This window comes from Candidatus Accumulibacter contiguus (assembly GCF_012940005.1).
Lineage (GTDB): Bacteria > Pseudomonadota > Gammaproteobacteria > Burkholderiales > Rhodocyclaceae > Accumulibacter > Accumulibacter contiguus.
The window spans coordinates 1-18,716 of sequence record NZ_SPMX01000071.1 but is presented as its reverse complement, the minus strand read 5'-3'; the positions used below and the strand labels follow the sequence as shown (position 1 = coordinate 18,716).

Annotated in this window: 20 protein-coding genes; 8 read left to right on the top strand and 12 right to left on the bottom strand. The window is 60.9% G+C overall.

Features of this window, described 5'->3' with window-relative positions; all coding sequences use genetic code 11:
* Positions 1-84: 84 nt before the first annotated feature.
* The 9 genes from phoR to E4Q08_RS19735 all read right to left on the bottom strand — a co-directional run bounded on the left by phoR (position 85) and on the right by E4Q08_RS19735 (position 8,744).
* The gene (gene phoR / locus E4Q08_RS19775; RefSeq protein WP_169071628.1) at positions 85-1,395 is read right to left on the bottom strand and encodes a phosphate regulon sensor histidine kinase PhoR; all 1,311 of its coding nucleotides are present in this window, start codon (positions 1,393-1,395) and stop codon (positions 85-87) included.
* Positions 1,392-2,117 (bottom strand): phosphate regulon transcriptional regulator PhoB, encoded by a 726-nt coding sequence (phoB, locus tag E4Q08_RS19770; protein ID WP_211203503.1) that lies wholly within the window; start codon positions 2,115-2,117, stop codon positions 1,392-1,394. The genes phoR and phoB overlap by 4 nt, the downstream gene beginning before the upstream one ends.
* Positions 2,114-2,812 (bottom strand): phosphate signaling complex protein PhoU, encoded by a 699-nt coding sequence (gene phoU / locus E4Q08_RS19765; protein ID WP_034917698.1) that lies wholly within the window; start codon positions 2,810-2,812, stop codon positions 2,114-2,116. The genes phoB and phoU (E4Q08_RS19765) overlap by 4 nt, the downstream gene beginning before the upstream one ends.
* A 91-nt stretch (positions 2,813-2,903) precedes the next feature.
* A complete protein-coding gene (pstB, locus tag E4Q08_RS19760) occupies positions 2,904-3,686 on the bottom strand; it encodes a phosphate ABC transporter ATP-binding protein PstB (protein ID WP_034917701.1) in 783 nt (260 codons plus the stop codon).
* Between the two features lie 18 nt (positions 3,687-3,704).
* Entirely contained in the window at positions 3,705-4,547 is an 843-nt protein-coding gene (gene pstA / locus E4Q08_RS19755) for a phosphate ABC transporter permease PstA (protein WP_034917702.1), read from the bottom strand.
* A gap of 22 nt (positions 4,548-4,569) precedes the next feature.
* Positions 4,570-5,556, bottom strand: a complete 987-nt coding sequence (gene pstC / locus E4Q08_RS19750) for a phosphate ABC transporter permease subunit PstC (protein WP_169071627.1) — start codon at positions 5,554-5,556, stop codon at positions 4,570-4,572.
* An 80-nt stretch (positions 5,557-5,636) separates the two neighbouring features.
* A complete protein-coding gene (gene pstS, locus E4Q08_RS19745) occupies positions 5,637-6,653 on the bottom strand; it encodes a phosphate ABC transporter substrate-binding protein PstS (protein WP_034911038.1) in 1,017 nt (338 codons plus the stop codon).
* A 112-nt stretch (positions 6,654-6,765) separates the two neighbouring features.
* Entirely contained in the window at positions 6,766-7,458 is a 693-nt protein-coding gene (phoU, locus tag E4Q08_RS19740; protein ID WP_169071626.1) for a phosphate signaling complex protein PhoU, read from the bottom strand.
* Positions 7,459-7,622: 164 nt separating this feature from the next.
* On the bottom strand, positions 7,623-8,744 hold the full coding sequence (locus tag E4Q08_RS19735; RefSeq protein ID WP_169071625.1) for a c-type cytochrome: 1,122 nt from the start codon (positions 8,742-8,744) through the stop codon (positions 7,623-7,625).
* Between the two features lie 629 nt (positions 8,745-9,373).
* On the opposite strand from E4Q08_RS19735, the gene E4Q08_RS19730 reads away from it, so the two are divergent.
* The 3 genes from E4Q08_RS19730 to E4Q08_RS19720 all read left to right on the top strand — a co-directional run bounded on the left by E4Q08_RS19730 (position 9,374) and on the right by E4Q08_RS19720 (position 12,848).
* Entirely contained in the window at positions 9,374-10,309 is a 936-nt protein-coding gene (locus E4Q08_RS19730; protein ID WP_211203502.1) for an alpha/beta fold hydrolase, read from the top strand.
* A 197-nt stretch (positions 10,310-10,506) separates the two neighbouring features.
* On the top strand, positions 10,507-12,048 hold the full coding sequence (locus E4Q08_RS19725) for an AMP-binding protein (protein WP_169071624.1): 1,542 nt from the start codon (positions 10,507-10,509) through the stop codon (positions 12,046-12,048).
* Positions 12,045-12,848, top strand: coding sequence for an SDR family NAD(P)-dependent oxidoreductase (locus E4Q08_RS19720; protein WP_169071623.1), 804 nt, complete (start codon positions 12,045-12,047; stop codon positions 12,846-12,848). The genes E4Q08_RS19725 and E4Q08_RS19720 overlap by 4 nt, the downstream gene beginning before the upstream one ends.
* A gap of 167 nt (positions 12,849-13,015) precedes the next feature.
* Here the strand turns inward: E4Q08_RS19720 and E4Q08_RS19715 are convergent, their stop codons facing one another.
* Genes E4Q08_RS19715 through E4Q08_RS19705 form a run of 3 tightly spaced genes read right to left on the bottom strand, consistent with a single transcriptional unit; the run spans position 13,016 to position 14,502 of the window.
* The gene (locus E4Q08_RS19715; protein WP_169071622.1) at positions 13,016-13,801 is read right to left on the bottom strand and encodes a lipopolysaccharide kinase InaA family protein; all 786 of its coding nucleotides are present in this window, start codon (positions 13,799-13,801) and stop codon (positions 13,016-13,018) included.
* Between the two features lie 60 nt (positions 13,802-13,861).
* Complete coding sequence (locus E4Q08_RS19710; RefSeq protein ID WP_308240183.1) at positions 13,862-14,347, bottom strand: class I SAM-dependent methyltransferase; 486 nt, start codon at positions 14,345-14,347, stop codon at positions 13,862-13,864.
* A 2-nt stretch (positions 14,348-14,349) separates the two neighbouring features.
* A complete protein-coding gene (locus E4Q08_RS19705; protein ID WP_169071620.1) occupies positions 14,350-14,502 on the bottom strand; it encodes a hypothetical protein in 153 nt (50 codons plus the stop codon).
* A gap of 281 nt (positions 14,503-14,783) precedes the next feature.
* On the opposite strand from E4Q08_RS19705, the gene E4Q08_RS19700 reads away from it, so the two are divergent.
* From E4Q08_RS19700 to E4Q08_RS19680, 5 genes are all read left to right on the top strand, one after another.
* Positions 14,784-15,578, top strand: a complete 795-nt coding sequence (locus tag E4Q08_RS19700) for a lipopolysaccharide kinase InaA family protein (protein ID WP_169071619.1) — start codon at positions 14,784-14,786, stop codon at positions 15,576-15,578.
* Positions 15,579-15,925: 347 nt separating this feature from the next.
* Positions 15,926-17,200, top strand: coding sequence for a tyrosine-type recombinase/integrase (locus E4Q08_RS19695; protein WP_169071618.1), 1,275 nt, complete (start codon positions 15,926-15,928; stop codon positions 17,198-17,200).
* On the top strand, positions 17,197-17,916 hold the full coding sequence (locus E4Q08_RS19690) for a hypothetical protein (protein ID WP_169071617.1): 720 nt from the start codon (positions 17,197-17,199) through the stop codon (positions 17,914-17,916). The genes E4Q08_RS19695 and E4Q08_RS19690 overlap by 4 nt, the downstream gene beginning before the upstream one ends.
* Positions 17,917-18,052: 136 nt before the next feature.
* Positions 18,053-18,247, top strand: a complete 195-nt coding sequence (locus tag E4Q08_RS19685) for a helix-turn-helix transcriptional regulator (protein ID WP_169071616.1) — start codon at positions 18,053-18,055, stop codon at positions 18,245-18,247.
* 242 nt (positions 18,248-18,489) lie between these two features.
* Positions 18,490-18,716 (top strand): IS1634 family transposase N-terminal domain-related protein (locus E4Q08_RS19680; RefSeq protein ID WP_505438044.1); only part of this gene is annotated, 227 nt, incomplete at its 3' end.

The following is an 18,716-nucleotide window of genomic DNA, read 5'->3' as shown; positions in this document are numbered from 1 at the left end:
GCAGTGCAAGGAAAGGAATCGGCCTGGGGAAGCGGGAAACGGTCATGACTTTCATGATCGGGGAGCCTGGAAAAGTCATCACCGTCAGGCCAACGGCGGCAACCGCCAGGCCGGAAACTCGGCGCGGAAAGTGCTGCCCTCGCCGACCCTCGACTCGATCTGCAGGGCTGCCTGATGACGTAGCAGGATGTGTTTGACGATGGCCAGACCGAGACCGGTGCCGCCGGTATCGCGCGAGCGACCCCGGTCGACGCGGTAGAAGCGTTCGGTCAGGCGAGGCAGATGTTCGGCGGGAATGCCGACGCCGGAGTCATGCACGGAAAAGACGCCGACCCGATCGCGGGTTCCCCATTCGATGCGAATCTTGCCGCCGGCCGGCGTGTAGCGAATGGCGTTGGAAACCAGATTGCCGAAAGCGCTGTGCAATTCCTTGCGGTTTCCCCGCAAGGCCGGACCGTCGCAACGAACTTCGAGGCCATGCCGGCCTTCGCTGAGGCTCTGCGCTTCGGACAGCAACTGGGCCAGCAGTTCGTGCATGTCGACATTCTCTTCACTTGCTGGTGCATCCTCCGCTTCGAGCCTGGACAAAGTCAGCAGATCATCGACCAGACTCAGCATGCGTTTTGTCTGGTCACTCATGATGCGCGCGAAGTGCAGCCGCTGCTCGGCACTCATCGCGCCATCGTCGGTGAAGTGTTCCAGAAAACCACTGACCACGGTCAGGGGCGTCCGCAGTTCGTGCGACACATTGGCGACGAAGGTGCTGCGCATCGCTTCGACGCGGCGAGCATCGGTCACATCGAGGCTGATCAGCAGATGGCTGTGCTCCCCCAGGGGTACGGCCCGGATGGCATAGACGCGGCTGCGCACCGCCGGCGACTGGAGGATGAAGGGAGAATGGCCGTCGGGGCTATCGAGGTAATCGGCGAAGCCTGGTGTGCGCACCAGTTGCTCGATGATCGCGCCGCCATCGCGCGGCAGCTGAACCCCCAGATGTTCGCCGGCGGTACGATTGCTCCACTGGATCTGGTGACTGGCGTTGAGGATCACCAGGCCATCAGGAACGGCGTCCATGGCCTCCTGGAACGATCGCAGTCCGGCCTCGACCTCCTCGACCCGGCAGGCGTCCTGGTGCAACCTGTGCGACAGCTTGACGAAGACCTCGCCCCAGGCACCACCGGCGTCTGGCACATTGGCGTGCTCCGGGGCATCGAGCCACGCCGCCAGTATCGTCAGCCGCCGGGTCTGCATCAGAACGATCAGCAGCAGGCCGAGCGCCGCTGTCGCCCAGCCCCAGGTTGCACCATTGATCACCCCGAGCAGCAGCGCCAGGCCAACGATCGGCAGAACACCGGTCAGCAGGATCTTCGAGAAACCCGATCCGGCAGCTCTCACGGCACCTGTGGCTGGGATGCGGGCGAGGTGCTGAGCTTGTAACCGGTACCGCGCACGGTCTCGACCATCTGCTCGGCGGCTGGCCCGAGGGCGACACGTAGCCGCCGGATGTGGATGTCGACCGTGCGGTCTTCGATATAGACGTGATCGCCCCAGACGTTGTCGAGCAGTTGCTGGCGCGTGTAGACGCGTCCGGCATTGGCCATCAGGAAACGCAGCAGCCGGAATTCGGTCGGGGTCAGGGTGATCCGCCGGCCCGTAACGCGCGCTTCGTGGCTGACCGTGTCCAGCTCGATCGGACCAGCACTCAGCGTGCCCTTGACAAACTCTGGGGCGCAGCGGCGCAGTACCGCCTGCACGCGCGCCAGCAGTTCCTTCGGGCTGAAGGGCTTGACGATGTAATCGTCGGCGCCGCCTTCCAGCCCGGCAACACGATCTGCTTCCTCGCCACGTGCGGTCAACAGGATGATCGGCATGCTGCGCGTTCGTCGTTCGTTGCGGAGCTTGCCAATCAGCGCCAGCCCGGACTTACCGGGCAACATCCAGTCGATCAGCGCAATGTCGGGCAATGTTTCACGCAACACCGTTTCGGCCTCTTCGGCGGTGTCGGCACAGACCGGCTGGTAGCTGCCGCAGACGAGCGTGAAGCGCAGAAGCTCCTGAATGCCTTTGTCGTCCTCGACGACGAGCACCATTGGCAGGCTGGAAACCGAGGTGTTCATGCCTTCTCCGCTTTCCTGGCGGCGCTGCCGGTGTGCCGAACGTCGATGCCGCTGACGGTGTAGATGACGTTTTCGGCGATATTGGTCGCGTGATCGCCAACCCGTTCGATGGCCTTGGCGATCCAGATGATGTCGAGCGCTTCGCCGATCGTGCGCGGGTCTTCCATCATGTAGGTGACCAGTTGCCGCAGGATCGAGTTGAAGACGGCGTCGATTTCCTTGTCCGCCTGGATCACCTGGCGGGCAGCATCGACATCCATGCGGGCCAGCGAGTCGAGCGCACCCTGGAGCATCGTGGTGACCAGACCCCCGCAATGATGCAGGTCGGTCAGTCGCGGGATGCGCTGGCTGCCGGCGCGATGCAGCTTGCGCGACTTGTTGGCGATTTTGGCCGCCTTGTCACCACTACGTTCGAGGTCGGTCACGATTCGCGAGATGGCCATCACCAGCCGCAGATCGCGAGCGGTGGGTTGCCGGCGTGCGATCAGCAGCGTGCAGTCCTCGTCGATGTCGACTTCAAAAGCATCCACCTCACTATCGGTGCGGATGATCTCCTGCATCGCCTCGATATTGCCGGTGTTGAAGGCATCGATCGCTGCCATCAACTGCCTCTCGACCAGACCACCCATCTGCAGGATGCGGGTACGGATGCTTTCCAGTTCGAGATCGAACTGCTTGCTGAGATGACTGCTCATGGAACTGGCCTCATATTTTGAAAAAGTGGAGTCACGCATGCGGGATACGAAAAGCATGTGGCTGCAGGAAGGCAGGTCCGGCCTGGCGGCATCAACCAAAGCGCCCGGTAATGTAATCCTCGGTGTGCTGCTGTTTTGGCTTGACGAACAACTCCCGGGTATTGCCAAACTCGATCAATTCACCGATATACATGAATGCCGTGTAATCGGAGATGCGCGCCGCCTGCTGCATGTTGTGGGTGACGATCGCGATCGAGTATTCGGACTTGAGTTCGTTGATCAACTCCTCGATCTTGGCAGTGGACAGCGGATCCAGTGCGGAGGTCGGTTCGTCCAGCAGCACGACATCGGGTTTGACCGCAATGGTGCGAGCGATACACAAGCGCTGCTGCTGGCCACCCGACAGCGACAGGCCGCTCTGTTGCAACTTGTTCCTGGTTTCTTCCCACAGCGCCGCTTTGCGTAAGGCCCATTCGACGCGCTCGTCCATGTCGGATTTTGCCAGAGGTTCGTAAAGCCGCACACCGAAAGCGATGTTTTCGTAGATGGTCATCGGGAACGGCGTCGGCTTCTGGAACACCATGCCAATCCTGGCACGCAGCAGATTCACATCCTGCTTCCTGTCCAGCAGGTTACTGCCATGGAAGATGATCTGCCCTTCCGCGCGCTGGCCCGGATAGAGATCGTACATGCGGTTGAAGGTCCGCAACAGGGTGGACTTGCCGCAACCGGAAGGACCGATGAACGCCGTGACTTTGTTTTTCAGAATATCCAGGGAAACCTGGTTCAGACCACGGAAGTCGCCGTAATAGAAACTCAGGTCACGGACGGCCAGAATGGCTTCGCCGTCGACAGCTTGTTGAAGGGCGGACATTGATTGGAAACTCCGGGTCTAGTCTGAGGATTTCTTGCGGAACAGGACGCGTGCGACGATGTTGATCGCGAGCACCATCAGGGCAATCAGCAGCGCACCGCCCCAAGCCAGGTTCACCCAGTTGTCGTAGGGGCTCATCGCGAACTGGAAGATCACCACCGGCAGATTGCCCATCGGTTGTGACATGTCGGTACTGTAGAACTGGTTGTTCAGCGCGGTAAACAAGAGCGGCGCGGTTTCTCCGGTGACACGGGCGATGGCCAGCAGGATACCGGTCAGCACACCCGCCTTGACCGCGGGCAGGGTGACTTTCAAGGACACCTGCCAGTGCGGCGCGCCGACCGCGAACGCCGCCTCGCGCAGGCTGCCGGGGACCAGCAGCAGCATGTTCTCGGTCGTTCGCACCACCACCGGAATGGCGATCAGCGACAAGGCCAGCGACCCCGCCCAGCCGGAGAAGCCGCCCAGGGTCGCCACCGCCAAGGCATAGACGAACAGTCCGACGACGATCGAAGGCGCCGACAGCATGATGTCGGTCACGAAACGGGTGGTGGCGGCGAATCGGGATCTACTGCCGAATTCGGCCAGGTAAATGCCGGCGAGAATACCGATCGGTGTGGAGACCAGGGTGGTGACGCCAACGATCAGCAGGCTGCCGACGATGGCATTACGCAAACCGCCGCCTTCACTGCCGGGTGCCGGAGTGTCCTGGGTGAACAAATCCCAGCTCAGCGCCGCGAAGCCGTTATAGAACAGGGTCCACAGGATCCACAGCAGAGCGAGCAGGCCGAAGGTCATCGCCGCCATCGACAGGCCAATGCCGATGCGGTTGGTCAGGATGCGACGGGAATAGCGATTCATGGCAGGGCTCCTTGCTACCTTCTCATATCCCTTGCCTGGCAATGCCGCGCCGAACCAACCAGCGGGAGATTGCCAGCACGACAAAGGTGATGACGAAAAGGACCAGACCAAGGGCGAACAAGGCGGAAATATGCAGGCCAGGGTTGGCTTCTCCGAATTCATTAGCCAGCGTCGAGGCGATCGAGGTTCCCGGTGCGAACAGGCTGCCGACGATGCGGTTGGCGTTGCCGATCACGAAGGTGACGGCCATCGTTTCTCCGAGTGCCCGGCCCAGGCCCAGCATGATGCCGCCAATGACGCCGACGCGGGTGTAGGGCAAGACCACACCGGTGACGACTTCCCAGGTGGTGCAACCGATGCCGTACGCCGATTCCTTGAGTTGTGCCGGCACGGTTTCAAAGACGTCACGCATCACCGAGGCCACGAACGGAATCACCATCAGCGACAGTACGATGCCGGCGGTGAGAATACCGACGCCGATCGGCGGACCGGCAAACCAGCCGCCGATCACCGGCAGGTCGCCGAAGAGCGTTTGCAGATACGGTTGCACATGTCTGGCGAACAGCGGCGCAAAAACGAACAGCCCCCAGATGCCATAGATGATCGAAGGCACCCCGGCCAGCAGTTCGATGGCCGTGCCGAGCGGACGGCGCAGCCAAACCGGGCAGGTTTCGGTGAGGAACAGGGCAATGCCGAAACTCACCGGCACGGCGATGAACAGCGCAATGACCGAGCTCACCACGGTGCCGTAAATGGCGCTGAGCGCGCCGAACTGCTCTTCCGGCACGTTCCAGACATTGGTCCACAGGAAAGCTGCGCCGAATTCCCTGAACGCCGGTAGCGCTTCGAGAGCCAGGGCGATCAATATGCCTGCGAGTGCGGCCAACACAATCATTGCGAACAGCAGCGTCACCTGATGGAAGATCGTGTCCTGCAGCTTGAACTTCCTGACCTGTCGGGCCTGAAGATCAAGGCTTACTGGCTGGCTGGTCATCATCACGGCGCTCATGGCGATCATTCCTCACGTGGAGAGGCGGTTTCCAAAGGTCGCCGCCGCAACAGTTTGCGGGCAGGTTTCGCCCGACAACCTTATTTGATGTTCTTCATCTCGGTTTCGACCATCTTTACCACGCTCGCAGGTAGCGGCACGAAACCCAGATCCTCGGCCATCTTCTGGCCGTTGTTCAGTGCCCAGCCAAAGAAGTCGACCACGCCTTTTTGCTTGGCAGCATCGGCACCCTTCTCGTAGGCAAGAATGTAGGTGGCGCTGGTGATCGGCCAGGCGTCCTTGTGAGCCTGGTCAAGCAGGTCGGGAGCCATGCCCTTGACCTTGAAGTTGGCGCCGGCGGCAGCCGCCTCGATGGCGTCCTGGGTTGGGACGATGTAGTGGCCGGACTTGTTCTTCAGGGCCACGAAGTTCATCTTGTTCTTGGTGGCATCGGCGATGTCGACATAGCCAATGGCACCGGCAATCTTCTGCACGTTGGCAGCGACACCGGGGTTGCCCTTGCCGCCGACGCCGTTGGCAGGCCAGTTCACCGTATTGCCGGCACCGACCTCGCTCTTGAACGACGCTGACTGCCTGGCCAGGTAATTGGAAAAAACGTAGGTGGTGCCGGAGCCGTCGGAACGGAAAGCCACGGTAATGGCCAGATCAGGCAGTTTGAGACCAGGGTTCTGACTGGCAATGGCCGGATCGTTCCATTTCCTGATGGCACCGCGGAAGATCTCGGCGGCCAAGGGACCATCGAGTTTCAGTTTGCCAGACTCTATACCGGGAACATGGATCACGATGGTCACGCCGCCCATCACGGTCGGGACCTGTACCAGACCGGCAGCGTCAAGATCAGGCTCGCTCAGCGGGGCGTCGGTGCCGCCGAAGTCCACGGTCCTGGCCTTGATCTGCTTGACGCCGCCGGAAGAACCGATGCCCTGATAGTTCACCCGGTTTTTGGTGGCAGTCTGATAGGCCTCGGCCCACTTGGTGTACACGGCATAAGGGAAGGTGGCGCCGGCGCCGGTAATGTCGGCAGCCAGCGCGGAAAAGCTCAGAGACAGAGCTGCGGCCAGGGTAGACAGCTTGCACAGGGTGCGATGGGATTTCATTTTTCAATCTCCAGACAGTAAGGTCGTCAGTTGGGTATTGCGGCAGTCTATCGGTCGATCATTGCGGGATTGTGACGACGGCGATCAGCGGCAAACCCGAAACCAGCCGGTGTCATGCCTCGTCCGCTTGCCTGGGAGTCGTGTGCCGAATGTCGATGCCGCTGACGATATAGACGACATCCTCGGCGATGTTGGTTGCGTGATCGCCAACCCGTTCGATGGCCTTGGCGATCCAGATGACGTCGAGCGCTTCAGCAATCGTGCGCGGCTCTTCGAGCATATAGGTCAGCAGTTGCCGCAGGATGGCGTCGAAAGAGGTATCGACCGCCACGTCCATGCCGATGACCTGGCGAGCAGCATCGACGTCCCGCCGAGCCAAGGAGTCGAGCGCTGCCCGCAGCATGTCAGTGGCGAGCCGTCCGCAATGGTCCAGGTCGGACAGTCGCGGGATGCGTCGATCACCGGCCAGACGCAGCGCCCGCGACATGGTGGCAATCTCGCAGGCCTTGTCGCCGATCCGCTCGAGGTCGGTCACGATCCGTAAAATGGCCAGAATCAGGCGTAAATCGCCCGCCGCGGGTTGCCGGCGGGCGATCAGCAGTGTGCAGTCCTCGTCGATACCGACTTCATCGGCGTTCACCTGGCGCTCATCGTCAATCACCTGCTGCAGGGCCTCGAGATTTCCGCTGCTGAAGGCCTCGATCGCCGTCAGCACCTGTCTTTCGACCAGGCTCCCCATCTGCAGGATGCGGCTACCAATGTTTTCAAGTTCGAGGTCGAACTGTTTGCTGAGGTGATCACTCATGGGTCTGGGCTCGTGTTCGTGGGCGGGGTGAACGGCCAGAGAATAGGTCTGTCATGTTACGAAAAGATGACAGCCGCCCGAGGGAGCAGCAGAACGCTGGCGTGAGCCCTAGCTCATGTCTTGCCGCGTCGAGCACCGGCGTGCCATGGCGGCACGCGTAAGTGTCAGTCGTGCTTGAAGTCGAATTTGGCCTCGATCGCCTGCGAACTGCCTGGCTTGCGAACCTGCACCATGATCGTGTAGGGAGTTTTCTCTGGCATCCGGAAATAGTTGCCGTAACTTATGGCACTGCCGATCTCCATGAGTTCGAGTTTCTTCGTTTCGACCCCGGTTACCGGATTGGCGACGCGCGCCTCGACTTCGGCATCCTTGATGGCGGCTTTGTTATCGCTGTTACGCAACGAAATGTTCAAGTGGTAATAGGCCTTGCCGCTGGGGATACCCCCATGCATCGAACTCTCGTAGTCCGGAGTCGGATGCCGTGCGCGTATCGATTCCGCGGACACAATGCCCAGATCGATTTCGGTCCCCGCGATGACCTTGTGCATGCCATCGGCTCTCATCGCCGGCGCAGCCGCCACAGCCGCCGCAGTGCTCCCTGTTTGCACGGTGCCCTTGTTGAACATGTAGACGATCGCGCTGCGTATTTCGGCGTCGGTAAGGTCGGCCTGGCCGCCGCGGGCAGGCATGCCGCCATGCCCCTGGATCGCCGACCGCACGACGACATCGAGCCCCTCTTTGACGCGTGGTATCCAGGCTTCCCGATCGCCGATCCTTGGAGCGCCGCCCTCGCCCGTCTGGTGGCATTTGACACACCGTGCCTGCACGATCTGCTCGCCGGTACGCTCGGGTACCCGGGCCGTTCTGCTGACTGGCTCCGTCCAGTTGCCGCCCGATTGATTCACCATGTAGGTAATCGCGCGCTCGATTTCGGTATCCGTGAGATTGGTATTTCCGCCATGCGGCGGCATCTGCCGGATGCCATTGAGCGCATTTTTTGTGAGCCCGGTCAGGCCCTGGGATGCACGTTTTGCCCAAGCCTGCTTGTCACCGATCTTCGGCGCGCCATTCGCGCCACTGCCGTGGCAGGCGAAGCAGGATTCCTCCACCACATCCTTGCCACTGCGCTCGACGCCCTGCGCCGCAGCCGTGACGGGCGCGATGCTCGTAGTCAACGCGAAGATGGTGGGTATCGCAAATCGCTTCAGTACCGAGTCGAGCGTGCGATCAATTACCGCGTGAGTCCTGTGCGTCATGAGCATTCCCCTTTTCTTGACGATGCCCACCGGCCGCACTGCGATCCGGAGGACGAAAAATTAATCTGAAAGTCGTGTCAGCGACTCACAAATCCTGCCCTGAGCTTTGTCGAAGGGCTCCCCTCCCCCTCACGGGGGAGGGGAAAACGGCCATGACTTTCATGATCGGGGTGCCTGGAAAAGTCATGACCGCCAAGAATAACAACGCCAATTTCAAAAGTATAGCCAAGGGAAGACGGAAAATCCAACCGCATCGGGGATGCGAATCAAGGAAGGGTCGCGAGCAGCCGGGACCGCTATAATCGCGCTTCCGGCGGATCAGCCTCACGAACCGGACAAGCATAGGACAGTTTCTGTCTGGATTACACCGGACGGAAATTTCACCTTGACCTTGCCGCGCATGGCGCCGGGTCACGAGGTTCTGGCCTGAATGGTCCTGGTGCGGGCGGAATCTCTGGTGAAGATGCGGCATGCCGGCAGGCGGCGATTGACTTCGCTTGCCCGATGCGAGGATACTCTCAATGGCATCATTGAATTTCCGGATCCTGCCGCAGGGCAGTATCGGCCACGGCCCTCCGGCCGACATGCTGCCCATCTGGCATGGGATCAGGGAGTTACAAGTTTCGATCCAAATCACTGAACGACATCGGGGCTCAATCATGGCAATACTCAAGGAATTCGAAGAACTGGTGGTGACCTCACGGCCCGGCCAGGCGGCCGGCGGTCGTCTGCACGAGATGCGTGAGGCTTCGGTGTGCTGCCTGGGACCACATGGCCTGCACCGCATGGCGTACGTCGAGTGGGGCGACCCGGCGAATCCACGCGTGTTGATCTGCGTACACGGCCTGACCCGCAACGGCCGCGATTTTGACGTACTGGCCAACGCCCTGGCCAACGATTACCGGGTCGTCTGCCCGGATGTCGTCGGGCGTGGGCGCAGCGATCGCCTGTTCGTCGCCGACGACTACGGCCTGCCCATCTACGCCAACGACATGATGACGCTGATCGCCCGCCTTGCTGTCGACTCGGTGCACTGGTTGGGAACTTCGATGGGCGGCCTGATCGGCATGTTTCTTTCGAGCCTGCCGGGTTCGCCAATCAGCCGACTGGTGCTCAACGACGTCGGACCGACGATCGGTATCGACGCCCTGCAGCGCATTGGCGAATATCTCGGCAAGGCCCCGGATTTCGCCGATCTGGCCACAGCCGAAGCCTACGTGCGCACTGTTTGTGCGCCGTTTGGCGCCCTCACCGACGCGCAGTGGCGCTTCATGACCGTCGTCGGCACACGTGCGAAACCTGACGGTGGCTTCGAGATGAACTATGACCGCGCTATCGCCCAGCCCTATCAGAAGGCCTTCCTCGAAGCCAAGGAAATCAACCTCTGGCCGATGTACGACGCGATCCGCTGCCCAACGCTGGTGTTGCGCGGCGCGCAATCGGACATCCTGCTGCACGATACCGCCGCCGAGATGACGACCCGCGGGCCGCAGGCCCAGCTCGTCGAAGTGCCGGCGGTCGGGCATGCGCCGATGTTCCTCGAGGAATCACAGGTGCGCATCGTCCAGAACTTCCTGCTCGCCGATCCGGGCTGAGCGCAGACCTTGCCGTATACAGGGCGCCACCTACTTCCCATGAAAGTCGCGTCAGCGACTCACGAATCTCCCCTCTCCACTCGCAGGAGAGGGGTCGGGGGAGAGGGAAACGGTCAGGCTTTCATCATCCGGGGTGTCTCACCAAGCCATGACCGTTTGGGTATGGTGGCGCGCTTGTTCCCTGTGGTCTTCCCGCCATGAATCTCGCGCATCTGCTCGCCCGCACCGCCCGGGTCTTCCCGGAGCAGCCGGCGGTCGCGCTCGGCAAGAGCGAACTGTACTCGTACGGCGAATGGTTTCGCCGTGCAGCGACGATCGCCGGCGGTCTGCGCGCTTTGCCGGGTTTGCAGACTGGCGATCGGGTCGCGCTGTTCATGGCCAATTGCCCGCAGTACCTCGAACTGCTCTACGGCATCTGGCATGCCGGCCTGGTGGCCGTGCCGATCAACCACAAGTTGCACGCGCGTGAAGTCGCCTTCATCGTCGACGATTCGGCGGCTGCGTTGCTGTTCGTTGCTGGCGATCTGGGCGAAGAGGAGCGCATTTGGCGCGAGAAAAATCCGGACCTGCGCATCGTTTCGGTTGACGACGCCGCCTATCGGCGACTGACCAGCACCGACCCGATCGCCATCGTAGCGCGCGCACCCGACGATCTGGCCTGGCTTTTCTATACCTCGGGAACCACTGGCCAGCCGAAGGGCGTGATGCTCTCGCAGCGCAACCTGCTGGCAATGACCCTGACCTACTTCCCGGACGTAGACCAGGCCACGCCATCCAACAGCATCCTCTACGCCGCGCCGATGTCGCACGGCGCCGGCATGTATAACTTCGCGCATGTGCTGGTCGGCGCGCGCCATGTTGTCCCCGAATCGGGCGGCTTCGACGCGCAAGAGATCCTGTCGCTGTCGCGTCACTTCGGCCAGGTGTCGCTGTTTGCCGCACCAACGATGGTCCGCCGCCTGGTCGACCATGTCGCCGACCAGGACGCCGACTGCAGCGGCATCAAGACCATCGTCTATGGTGGCGGACCGATGTATCTCGAGGACATCCGGCGTGCGCTCGATGTTCTTGGCGACCGTCTGGTGCAGATCTACGGACAGGGCGAAAGCCCGATGACGATCACCGCGCTGTCGCGCCGGCACCTGGCAGATCGCGCTCACCCGCGCCATCGCGAACGCATCGCTTCGGTCGGTGTCGCGCATAGCGTCGTCGAGGTCGTCATCGCCGATACCGACGACCAGCCCTTGCCTGCCGGCACCACCGGCGAGGTACTCGTACGCGGCGAAACCGTGATGCAGGGCTACTGGCGCAACCCGGAAGCGACGGCAGCGACGCTGCGCAATGGCTGGCTGCATACCGGCGACATCGGCAGCCTCGATGCCGACGGCTTCCTGACGCTGAAGGACCGCTCCAAGGACGTAATCATCAGCGGCGGCGCCAACATTTATCCGCGCGAAGTCGAGGAAGTACTGCTGCGGCACGCAGCAGTGGCCGAGGTCTCGGTGGTCGGCCGGCCCAACGCCGAGTGGGGCGAGGAAGTGGTCGCCTTCATCGTTTGCCAGCCGGGCGTCTCGGCACCGATCGCCGAACTCGATCGCCTGTGCCTGGATTCGATTGCCCGCTTCAAACGGCCAAAAGACTACATATTTGTCGCAGCGCTACCCAGGAACAACTACGGCAAGGTGCTGAAGACCGCATTGCGGCGCCACTGGACTCAGCAAGGAGGAAACGGATCATGAGCGGACGCCTGCAGGACAAGGTGGCCATCGTCACCGGCAGCGGCTCGATCGGGCCGGGATGGGGCAACGGCAAGGCAATGTCGGTATTGTTCGCGCGCGAGGGCGCCAGGGTCGTCGGCGCAGACATCGATGCCGAAGCGGGCGCAGCGACGCAGCAAATCATCGACGATGAAGGGGGAACCGGCATTTGCGTCGTCGCCGATGTGGCTCGCGCCGCCGATGTCGAGCGCCTGGTGGCGACGGCACTCGACACCTACGGGCGCATCGACATCCTGGTCAACAACGTCGGTATTGCCGTCGTCGGCGGTCCGGCGGAACTCGACGAGGCGACCTGGGACCGGCTGATGAGCATCAACCTCAAGAGTGCCTACCTGACCTGTCACCACGTGCTGCCGGTGATGATCCGCCAGCACGCCGGCGCGATCGTCAACAATGCCTCGGTGGCCGTTCTCGGCTGGGCCGGCGTCAACTACGGCTTCTACGCAGCCAGCAAGGGGGCGATGGTGGCGATGACGCGGACCATGGCCATCCGGCACGCACCCGATGGCATCCGCGCCAACTGCGTCCTGCCCGGACTGATGAACACGCCGCTGGTACATGCCGCGCTCACCCGCGTCTATGGCGAGGAAGGCGACATCGCCAACCTGATCCGCACGCGCGACGCCCAGTGTCCGCTCGGCCACATGGGCGACGCCTGGGATACCGCGCATGCGACGTTGTTCCTGGCCTCCGACGAAGCCAAGTATATCACCGCCACCGAACTCGTCGTCGATGGCGGTCTGTCGGCGAGATTCGCTTAGCCGATGCTTCATCAGGACGTCCGAGGAGCGGTACAGGCACCTATGCGACATCGCGGCGAGGTCGACGTCGAGCAATTCGCCCAAGGCACTGTGCCACACCAGCCAGTTCCAGGTCGCCAGTTCAGAGCCGGGCCGCCCCATTCTCCCGATGTGATTGCAGGCGCGCGCTACTGCGCGACATGAACATGATCGAGCTGACGGCTGCGCTGCGGCGCAGCGGCGGCCAGCGCCTTTTGCAACAACTCTTTGCCCGCCGCATCCAAGCGGCTCTGCTGCCGGTAGGCCAGGAAAAAGCGCAGTCGTTGCGGGCGGGAAAAATAATACGGCGCTGCCGCATCCAGACACGCGAGGTCAGCGGCGCGTTCGGCCACGCTCAGCGGACGGACTAGCAGGCGGCCACGTGGGGCGTCAATGACTGAAAGCTGGGCGAGAGCATTGTTCGCGATGACGAGGTTGCGCCAGAACAGATCACGGTGGAGAAAATTTCGTGCGTGCATCGCGCCTACCAGCCGGGCGGTCTCCATCAATAGATCGCGTGTAGCGCGGTGCTTTTCGGCGATTGGCAAGAGAGGCAGTTGATCACGGATAAAAGTGTCGAGCCCGGTCGGTTCAGGAATGCCTGCCGTGATAAGAAACGAGCGCCACAGCCATCCCCAGCGGCGCTCTTCGCCGAAAGCGACAGGGTAGGCCCGGCTCAAGCCCCATTCGCACAAGCGGGACAGGTTGCGGAATTCGCGCTCGACCATGGACTCGCCAAACAGCATCCCGCGGAAAACCCGGCTGCGAAGCTGCGCCCAGCGAGTGACCCAATATTTCTTGAGGAACAAGAATTCCGGGCCGGAGGAGCTGGGGGCCTTTATTCGCCGCACTTCGCTGCTGCCGCTCGTGCGGACGATCGTGCCGGCGGTCAGGGCAAATATCGCCTCCACCGAGTATAAGTCGGCGGCGCGCAATGCTTCCTCCCACCCGGGTGCGAGGTAGGTGCGTTGGGTGCGAAGCATGGCGCGCTGGCTTCAGCGCGGCGCGCGCTCGAAGACGGCCAGATGCAGGTTGTTGATGAGGTCGAGCCGGAAATTTTTCACCAGCCGGAAACCATATTCCGCAAAGTAGGCGGACACCTCGGCGAGCGACGTGTTGAAGACCGTCAGTTTCCTTCCGCGCAACTTGCGGATTTCTTGCTCCAAGGCGCGCAAGGTCCTGGGATTGAAATACGACATCGCCACATGCCGGCGTGCGACCCGACACAGTTCGCCGACGACCTTACGGCGCAGTTCCGCGTTGGGCAGGTGATGAAAGAAACGGAAGCAGACGATGGCGTCGAAACTTTGATCCCGCTGCGAGAGTTGTTCGATATCCTCCTTGAAGATCTCGACCTTCAATCCGTTGGCAGCCGTGGTTTCGCGGGTGATCTGGCGCATCGGATCGGAGTAATCCCCCGCGCTCATTTCGTAACCGAGCTGGCCGAGCAACACCGTCACGCGTCCACCGCCACAGGGCACGTCTAGTACCTGGCGGGTTTCGGAATCAGCTGGAAGGCGCGAGCGACGAGTCTTAATTCGGGGATATTGCGCCGCGCGTCCCGGTTGGCGTAGGCACGGGCCTTGACTTCGGTGTACTTGGACTTGGCGCCGTAGGCAACGTCGGATTCGGTCATGGAATTTCCAGCAACAATTCGTCGCGCTGGCATAGGACACCCCGCAGCACCCGCGGAGTATAGCTTCCCTCATCAACTGCGGTCAATCCAGGATTTGGCCGCTGGGCCGCGGCGAACCCTGACCTGGCAAGGACGGCTATAATCGTGCCTCCGGCAATTCTGCTTCATGAACCCGACAACCCACACCTTGCCAAGGCGCCTGCGAAATCGATTCTGCTGCTGTGCATGGCGGTGATACTCCGCATCGTGCTTTCGGAATAGTCCGCCGCCGATGAGATGACATGATTGACTGGACTCTGAATCCCGACTACGCGACAGGCGAAGCCGTCTGCCCGTTCAGCGACATCGATCGCGTCTTTGCGCTCGACGGCGAGCTGATTACCCACGATTCGTTGAGCCGCGTGCTGCGCGTCTCGATTGATGGGAAGCGCTACTACGTCAAGCGCTACACCGGCTCCGGCAAAAACCGCACACGCCGCTGGTTCGGCCTGCGTCGTTGGCTGGGCCCACCGCGCGTACGTGCCGAATGGCAGAACCTGCTGACCTTTCGGGCCTGGGGAATCCCCACGGCAACGGTGGTGGCCTATGGGCTGGAGCGTCGCTGCGGTGCTTTTACACGCGGCGCGGTGGTGACCGAGGAAATTCCCGACACCATGGATCTGGCACAGATGAACTATCGGAACGATCCTCGCCTGTCTGACCGACGCTGGGTTGCAGAGGTCTCCAGGCAGATCGCTGACATCGCGCGAACGCTGCACGCAGCGCGCTTCGCACACAATGATCTCAAGTGGCGCAACCTTCTGGTGGATGGCAGATCGACGGTCTATCTGATCGACTGTCCGAGCGGTGGCTACTACCGCGGCGTTGTTCTTGACTACCGGATCATCAAGGATCTGGCCTGCCTGGACAGGCCGGCCAGGCAGCGATTGTCGCGCACCCAGCGCTTGCGTTTCTATCTGGCCTATACGCAGAAGCCGCGCTTGACCGATCAGGATCGCAAGCGAATCCAGCGAATCGTCCAGTTTTTCGATGGCCGGGAGCAATTCCGCTGGCCGGCCGGCTCCGCAGATCGCTGATCAAACAACGATCGAGCCAGCCGCACCAACGGTCACGGCGAACGCAAAAAGGCCACTCCGAAGAGCGGCCTATGTGTTTGATTCGATTGGTCGGGGCGCCGGGATTCGAACTCGGGACCCCTTGCACCCCATAAAACACGTTTCCCGTTTCTTCCGGTTTCTGTACGTTCGCACATAACCTAGATTATCTATTCAAATCAACCTACAAGCGTTAGACTTGTGCGCACCGTGTTTCGCATGGTTTCACCGCTTGCCGGTGGGAAACCGTACCGCAAACCGTACCGCTGATCCTGGAACCGTACCGCGACCAAGCAGCCAAGGAGTCCAAATTTGACAGGAGTATCACCATGGTTGAAAACAAGCTCACCGACAAACATCTGAGGGTCGTAAAGCCTGGAGACACCGAGCAACTGTTCGGCGACGGTGGCGGCCTCTGGATTCGCGTTCTTCCCCACTCGAAGGGTGGCGCCATCAATTTCTACTATCGCTTCCTGTTCAACGGCAAGGAACGGCGCTACAACTGCGGCACCTACCCGGCCACCAGCCTGGCCAAAGCCAGGGAAAACCGGAACGCAGCCCGCAACCTGGTGAGGTCCGGCCTCGACCCCGTCGTCAAGGAGGAGCATGAGCGCTCCGCGCGCTCAGCAACACAGGCGATGGAAAGCATGGAAAAGACCATCACAGCGCTCTTCGAAGACTGGAAGCGAGTGTACCTCTGCGCTCACCGAAAGGACGGTGGCCGTGCGGTCGAAGCCGCCATCCGCCGCGATGTGCTACCGGTCATCGGAAACATGCGGGCCAAGGATGTCCACCTTCCCCACATCGTTCAGGTCATTGACCGGATTCTTGCGCGCGGCGCTCGGCGCACGGCCAATGTGGCCTTGTCCCTGATGCGCCAGATGTTCCGGCATGGCATGGGCCGCGGCATTGTCACCACGGACCCCACGCTCGCCCTTTCCAAGAAGCAGGCCGGCGGCAAGGAAACGCCTTCTGATCGGAACCTGTCTCCAGGCGAGATCCAGGAACTGGCGCACAAACTCCAAGAGTCTGACCTGCACCCGCGCATGCAAGCGGCGGTCTGGCTACTCCTGGCCACCGGGGCTCGCGTCGGAGAATTGCACAAGGCCCGCTGGACGGATATAAACGAGACGCAAGGGCTCTGGGTCATACCCAAGGAGAACTCGAAGAACGGCATCAGCCACACCATTCACCTGTCTCAATTCGCGACGGAGCAACTCAACACTCTCAAGAAGGTCAGCGCCGGTCCCTACCTCCTGACCGGCCGAAATACCGAGAATCCCCTGTCGGACAAGACCATCTCAAGGGCGATCCGCGACCGGATCGGCGCTGACTCGCTCAAGAATCGAAAGCCGAGGACTGCAAGCTTGTTGCTCGCAGGGGGTGAATGGTCGCCACACGACCTCCGCAGGACCATGGCATCCCGCATGGGCGATCTTGGTGTCGAGCCTCACGTCATCGAGCGCTGCTTGAACCATGTTCAGCAAGGCATTGTTGGCGTATATCAACGCCAGGAATACATGCAGGAACGGAAGGCTGCTTTTGAGCAGTGGGGTGGGCAATTGATAGAACTCACCCAAACTCTGGTGAGGGAACAGAAATGACGACACCAACAGATTCGTTGTCAACAGATCGCTTTCCAAGCAGCCTGCCAACATGGATAAAGAATTGGGCAAGACAGTGCCGGGACGGTGAGAAACCGGAGAACGATGATTTCCCCAAACTGATGGAGGATGACATCGGAAACCTTTGGCGACTCCTAAGCAACCCCGCAGTAGCCCTTGGTTTGGAGAAGTTGGACCGCGGTAAATCGGCTGACGATAGCAAATACCAGAGCCGCGTTATTGAGCTTCTAGAGGAAACCTTGCACTTCCACTGGGTATCCAAGCGACGTGTTGTCGAAAGCCCGAGCAGACAGAGAGAGAAGTTGACGCGCTTGGCCCAAGATGTCGACCACATCGCAGAAATGATCGAGAGCTTCAAGGATTTTCTAGGGCCAGCGCTGAACATTCGGTACTTGCTAAAGCGCTTCTCAATGGAGCAAGCAACTGGCTTTGTTAGGAAGCGAATGGGCCTTGGAGCACCCGCGTTATTCCCGACAGACGGCAGCCAGGTTCTGCTAACCGACCTTCTGGTTACGTTTTCCGAGGATGTGAGAGATGAACTTTCTTTTTGGCCAAGACGCATCAATGGCCTGGACGGCGGTAGAGATGCCCCAGTTCGCTACCAAGTCAAGCGGATAAAAAAGATTGTACAGAGACCTCTTCGGTGGCGACAACAACGCGCTGATTGCAAGCATGCTCAGCGCCATAAACGATAAAGATATCGAGGAGGAGCGAGTCAAGAAAACAGCAATCTGAGAGGGAAAAATCTGCGCTGAGTAAGACAGGTTTTTCCCTGACCAGCGCGGCGCGTGTCAATAGTATTCCTACTGTTCAATCTCTTGGAGAACAGTGATGACCCACGAATACTGGCGCGAGCGTCAAGTCCGAGACGCTACCAAACTTTCTCGATCGACCCGTTGGCGGCTTGAAAGCCAGGGCAAGTTCCCCCGCCGACGCCAACTTTCCGCAAACGCGGTAGGCTGGCTCCGCTCCGAGGTCGAAGCCTGGGTGGTTTCCAGGGAGCCTGTGTGTGGGAGGCGGTCATGAGCCCATTGAACCCCACACGGCGCTATGCCGCTCAAGCGCATGTCAACACTCCCGTGCACCGCGCCTGCCGCATTAACCGCCACCTCGCCTGGCGCGTCAGCGATTTCCAGACGGACCTTCCCGGAGCCCTTGAGGTAAGTCGTTGATTCATGGCAAGAAACCAGAAAATCGGCAAAAATGTAGGCATGTAAATATAATAATAGCTATTTACAAACAATGTGCTATTGGCTATTATTGTCGGCATGTACATCGCCCGCGTCCCCAACCGAAAGTCCAGGCCGGCCATCCTGCTTCGCGAGTCCTATCGCGAGGGAGGCAAAGTCTGCACACGAACCATCGCCAATCTGACGAACTGGGCACCGGAACGAATCGTCGCCATGGAACGTCTGGTGAAGGGCGAATTCGACGACTGGTCGGGAGAGATGACCAGCGGCGAGATTTTTGGGGTGCTGTTTGCCCTCAAGCAGTT

Excerpts from the sequence above, each read along its gene's own strand:
- phoB (WP_211203503.1), bottom strand. The coding sequence starts at position 2,117 with ATGAACACCTCGGTTTCCAGCCTGCCAATGGTGCTCGTCGTCGAGGAC.
- phoU (WP_034917698.1), bottom strand. The coding sequence starts at position 2,812 with ATGAGCAGTCATCTCAGCAAGCAGTTCGATCTCGAACTGGAAAGCATC.
- pstB (WP_034917701.1), bottom strand. The coding sequence starts at position 3,686 with ATGTCCGCCCTTCAACAAGCTGTCGACGGCGAAGCCATTCTGGCCGTC.
- pstA (WP_034917702.1), bottom strand. The coding sequence starts at position 4,547 with ATGAATCGCTATTCCCGTCGCATCCTGACCAACCGCATCGGCATTGGC.
- pstC (WP_169071627.1), bottom strand. The coding sequence starts at position 5,556 with ATGAGCGCCGTGATGATGACCAGCCAGCCAGTAAGCCTTGATCTTCAG.
- pstS (WP_034911038.1), bottom strand. The coding sequence starts at position 6,653 with ATGAAATCCCATCGCACCCTGTGCAAGCTGTCTACCCTGGCCGCAGCT.
- phoU (WP_169071626.1), bottom strand. The coding sequence starts at position 7,458 with ATGAGTGATCACCTCAGCAAACAGTTCGACCTCGAACTTGAAAACATT.
- E4Q08_RS19730 (WP_211203502.1), top strand. The coding sequence starts at position 9,374 with ATGGCAATACTCAAGGAATTCGAAGAACTGGTGGTGACCTCACGGCCC.
- E4Q08_RS19725 (WP_169071624.1), top strand. The coding sequence starts at position 10,507 with ATGAATCTCGCGCATCTGCTCGCCCGCACCGCCCGGGTCTTCCCGGAG.
- E4Q08_RS19720 (WP_169071623.1), top strand. The coding sequence starts at position 12,045 with ATGAGCGGACGCCTGCAGGACAAGGTGGCCATCGTCACCGGCAGCGGC.
- E4Q08_RS19705 (WP_169071620.1), bottom strand. The coding sequence starts at position 14,502 with ATGACCGAATCCGACGTTGCCTACGGCGCCAAGTCCAAGTACACCGAA.
- E4Q08_RS19700 (WP_169071619.1), top strand. The coding sequence starts at position 14,784 with ATGATTGACTGGACTCTGAATCCCGACTACGCGACAGGCGAAGCCGTC.
- E4Q08_RS19695 (WP_169071618.1), top strand. The coding sequence starts at position 15,926 with ATGGTTGAAAACAAGCTCACCGACAAACATCTGAGGGTCGTAAAGCCT.
- E4Q08_RS19690 (WP_169071617.1), top strand. The coding sequence starts at position 17,197 with ATGACGACACCAACAGATTCGTTGTCAACAGATCGCTTTCCAAGCAGC.
- E4Q08_RS19685 (WP_169071616.1), top strand. The coding sequence starts at position 18,053 with ATGACCCACGAATACTGGCGCGAGCGTCAAGTCCGAGACGCTACCAAA.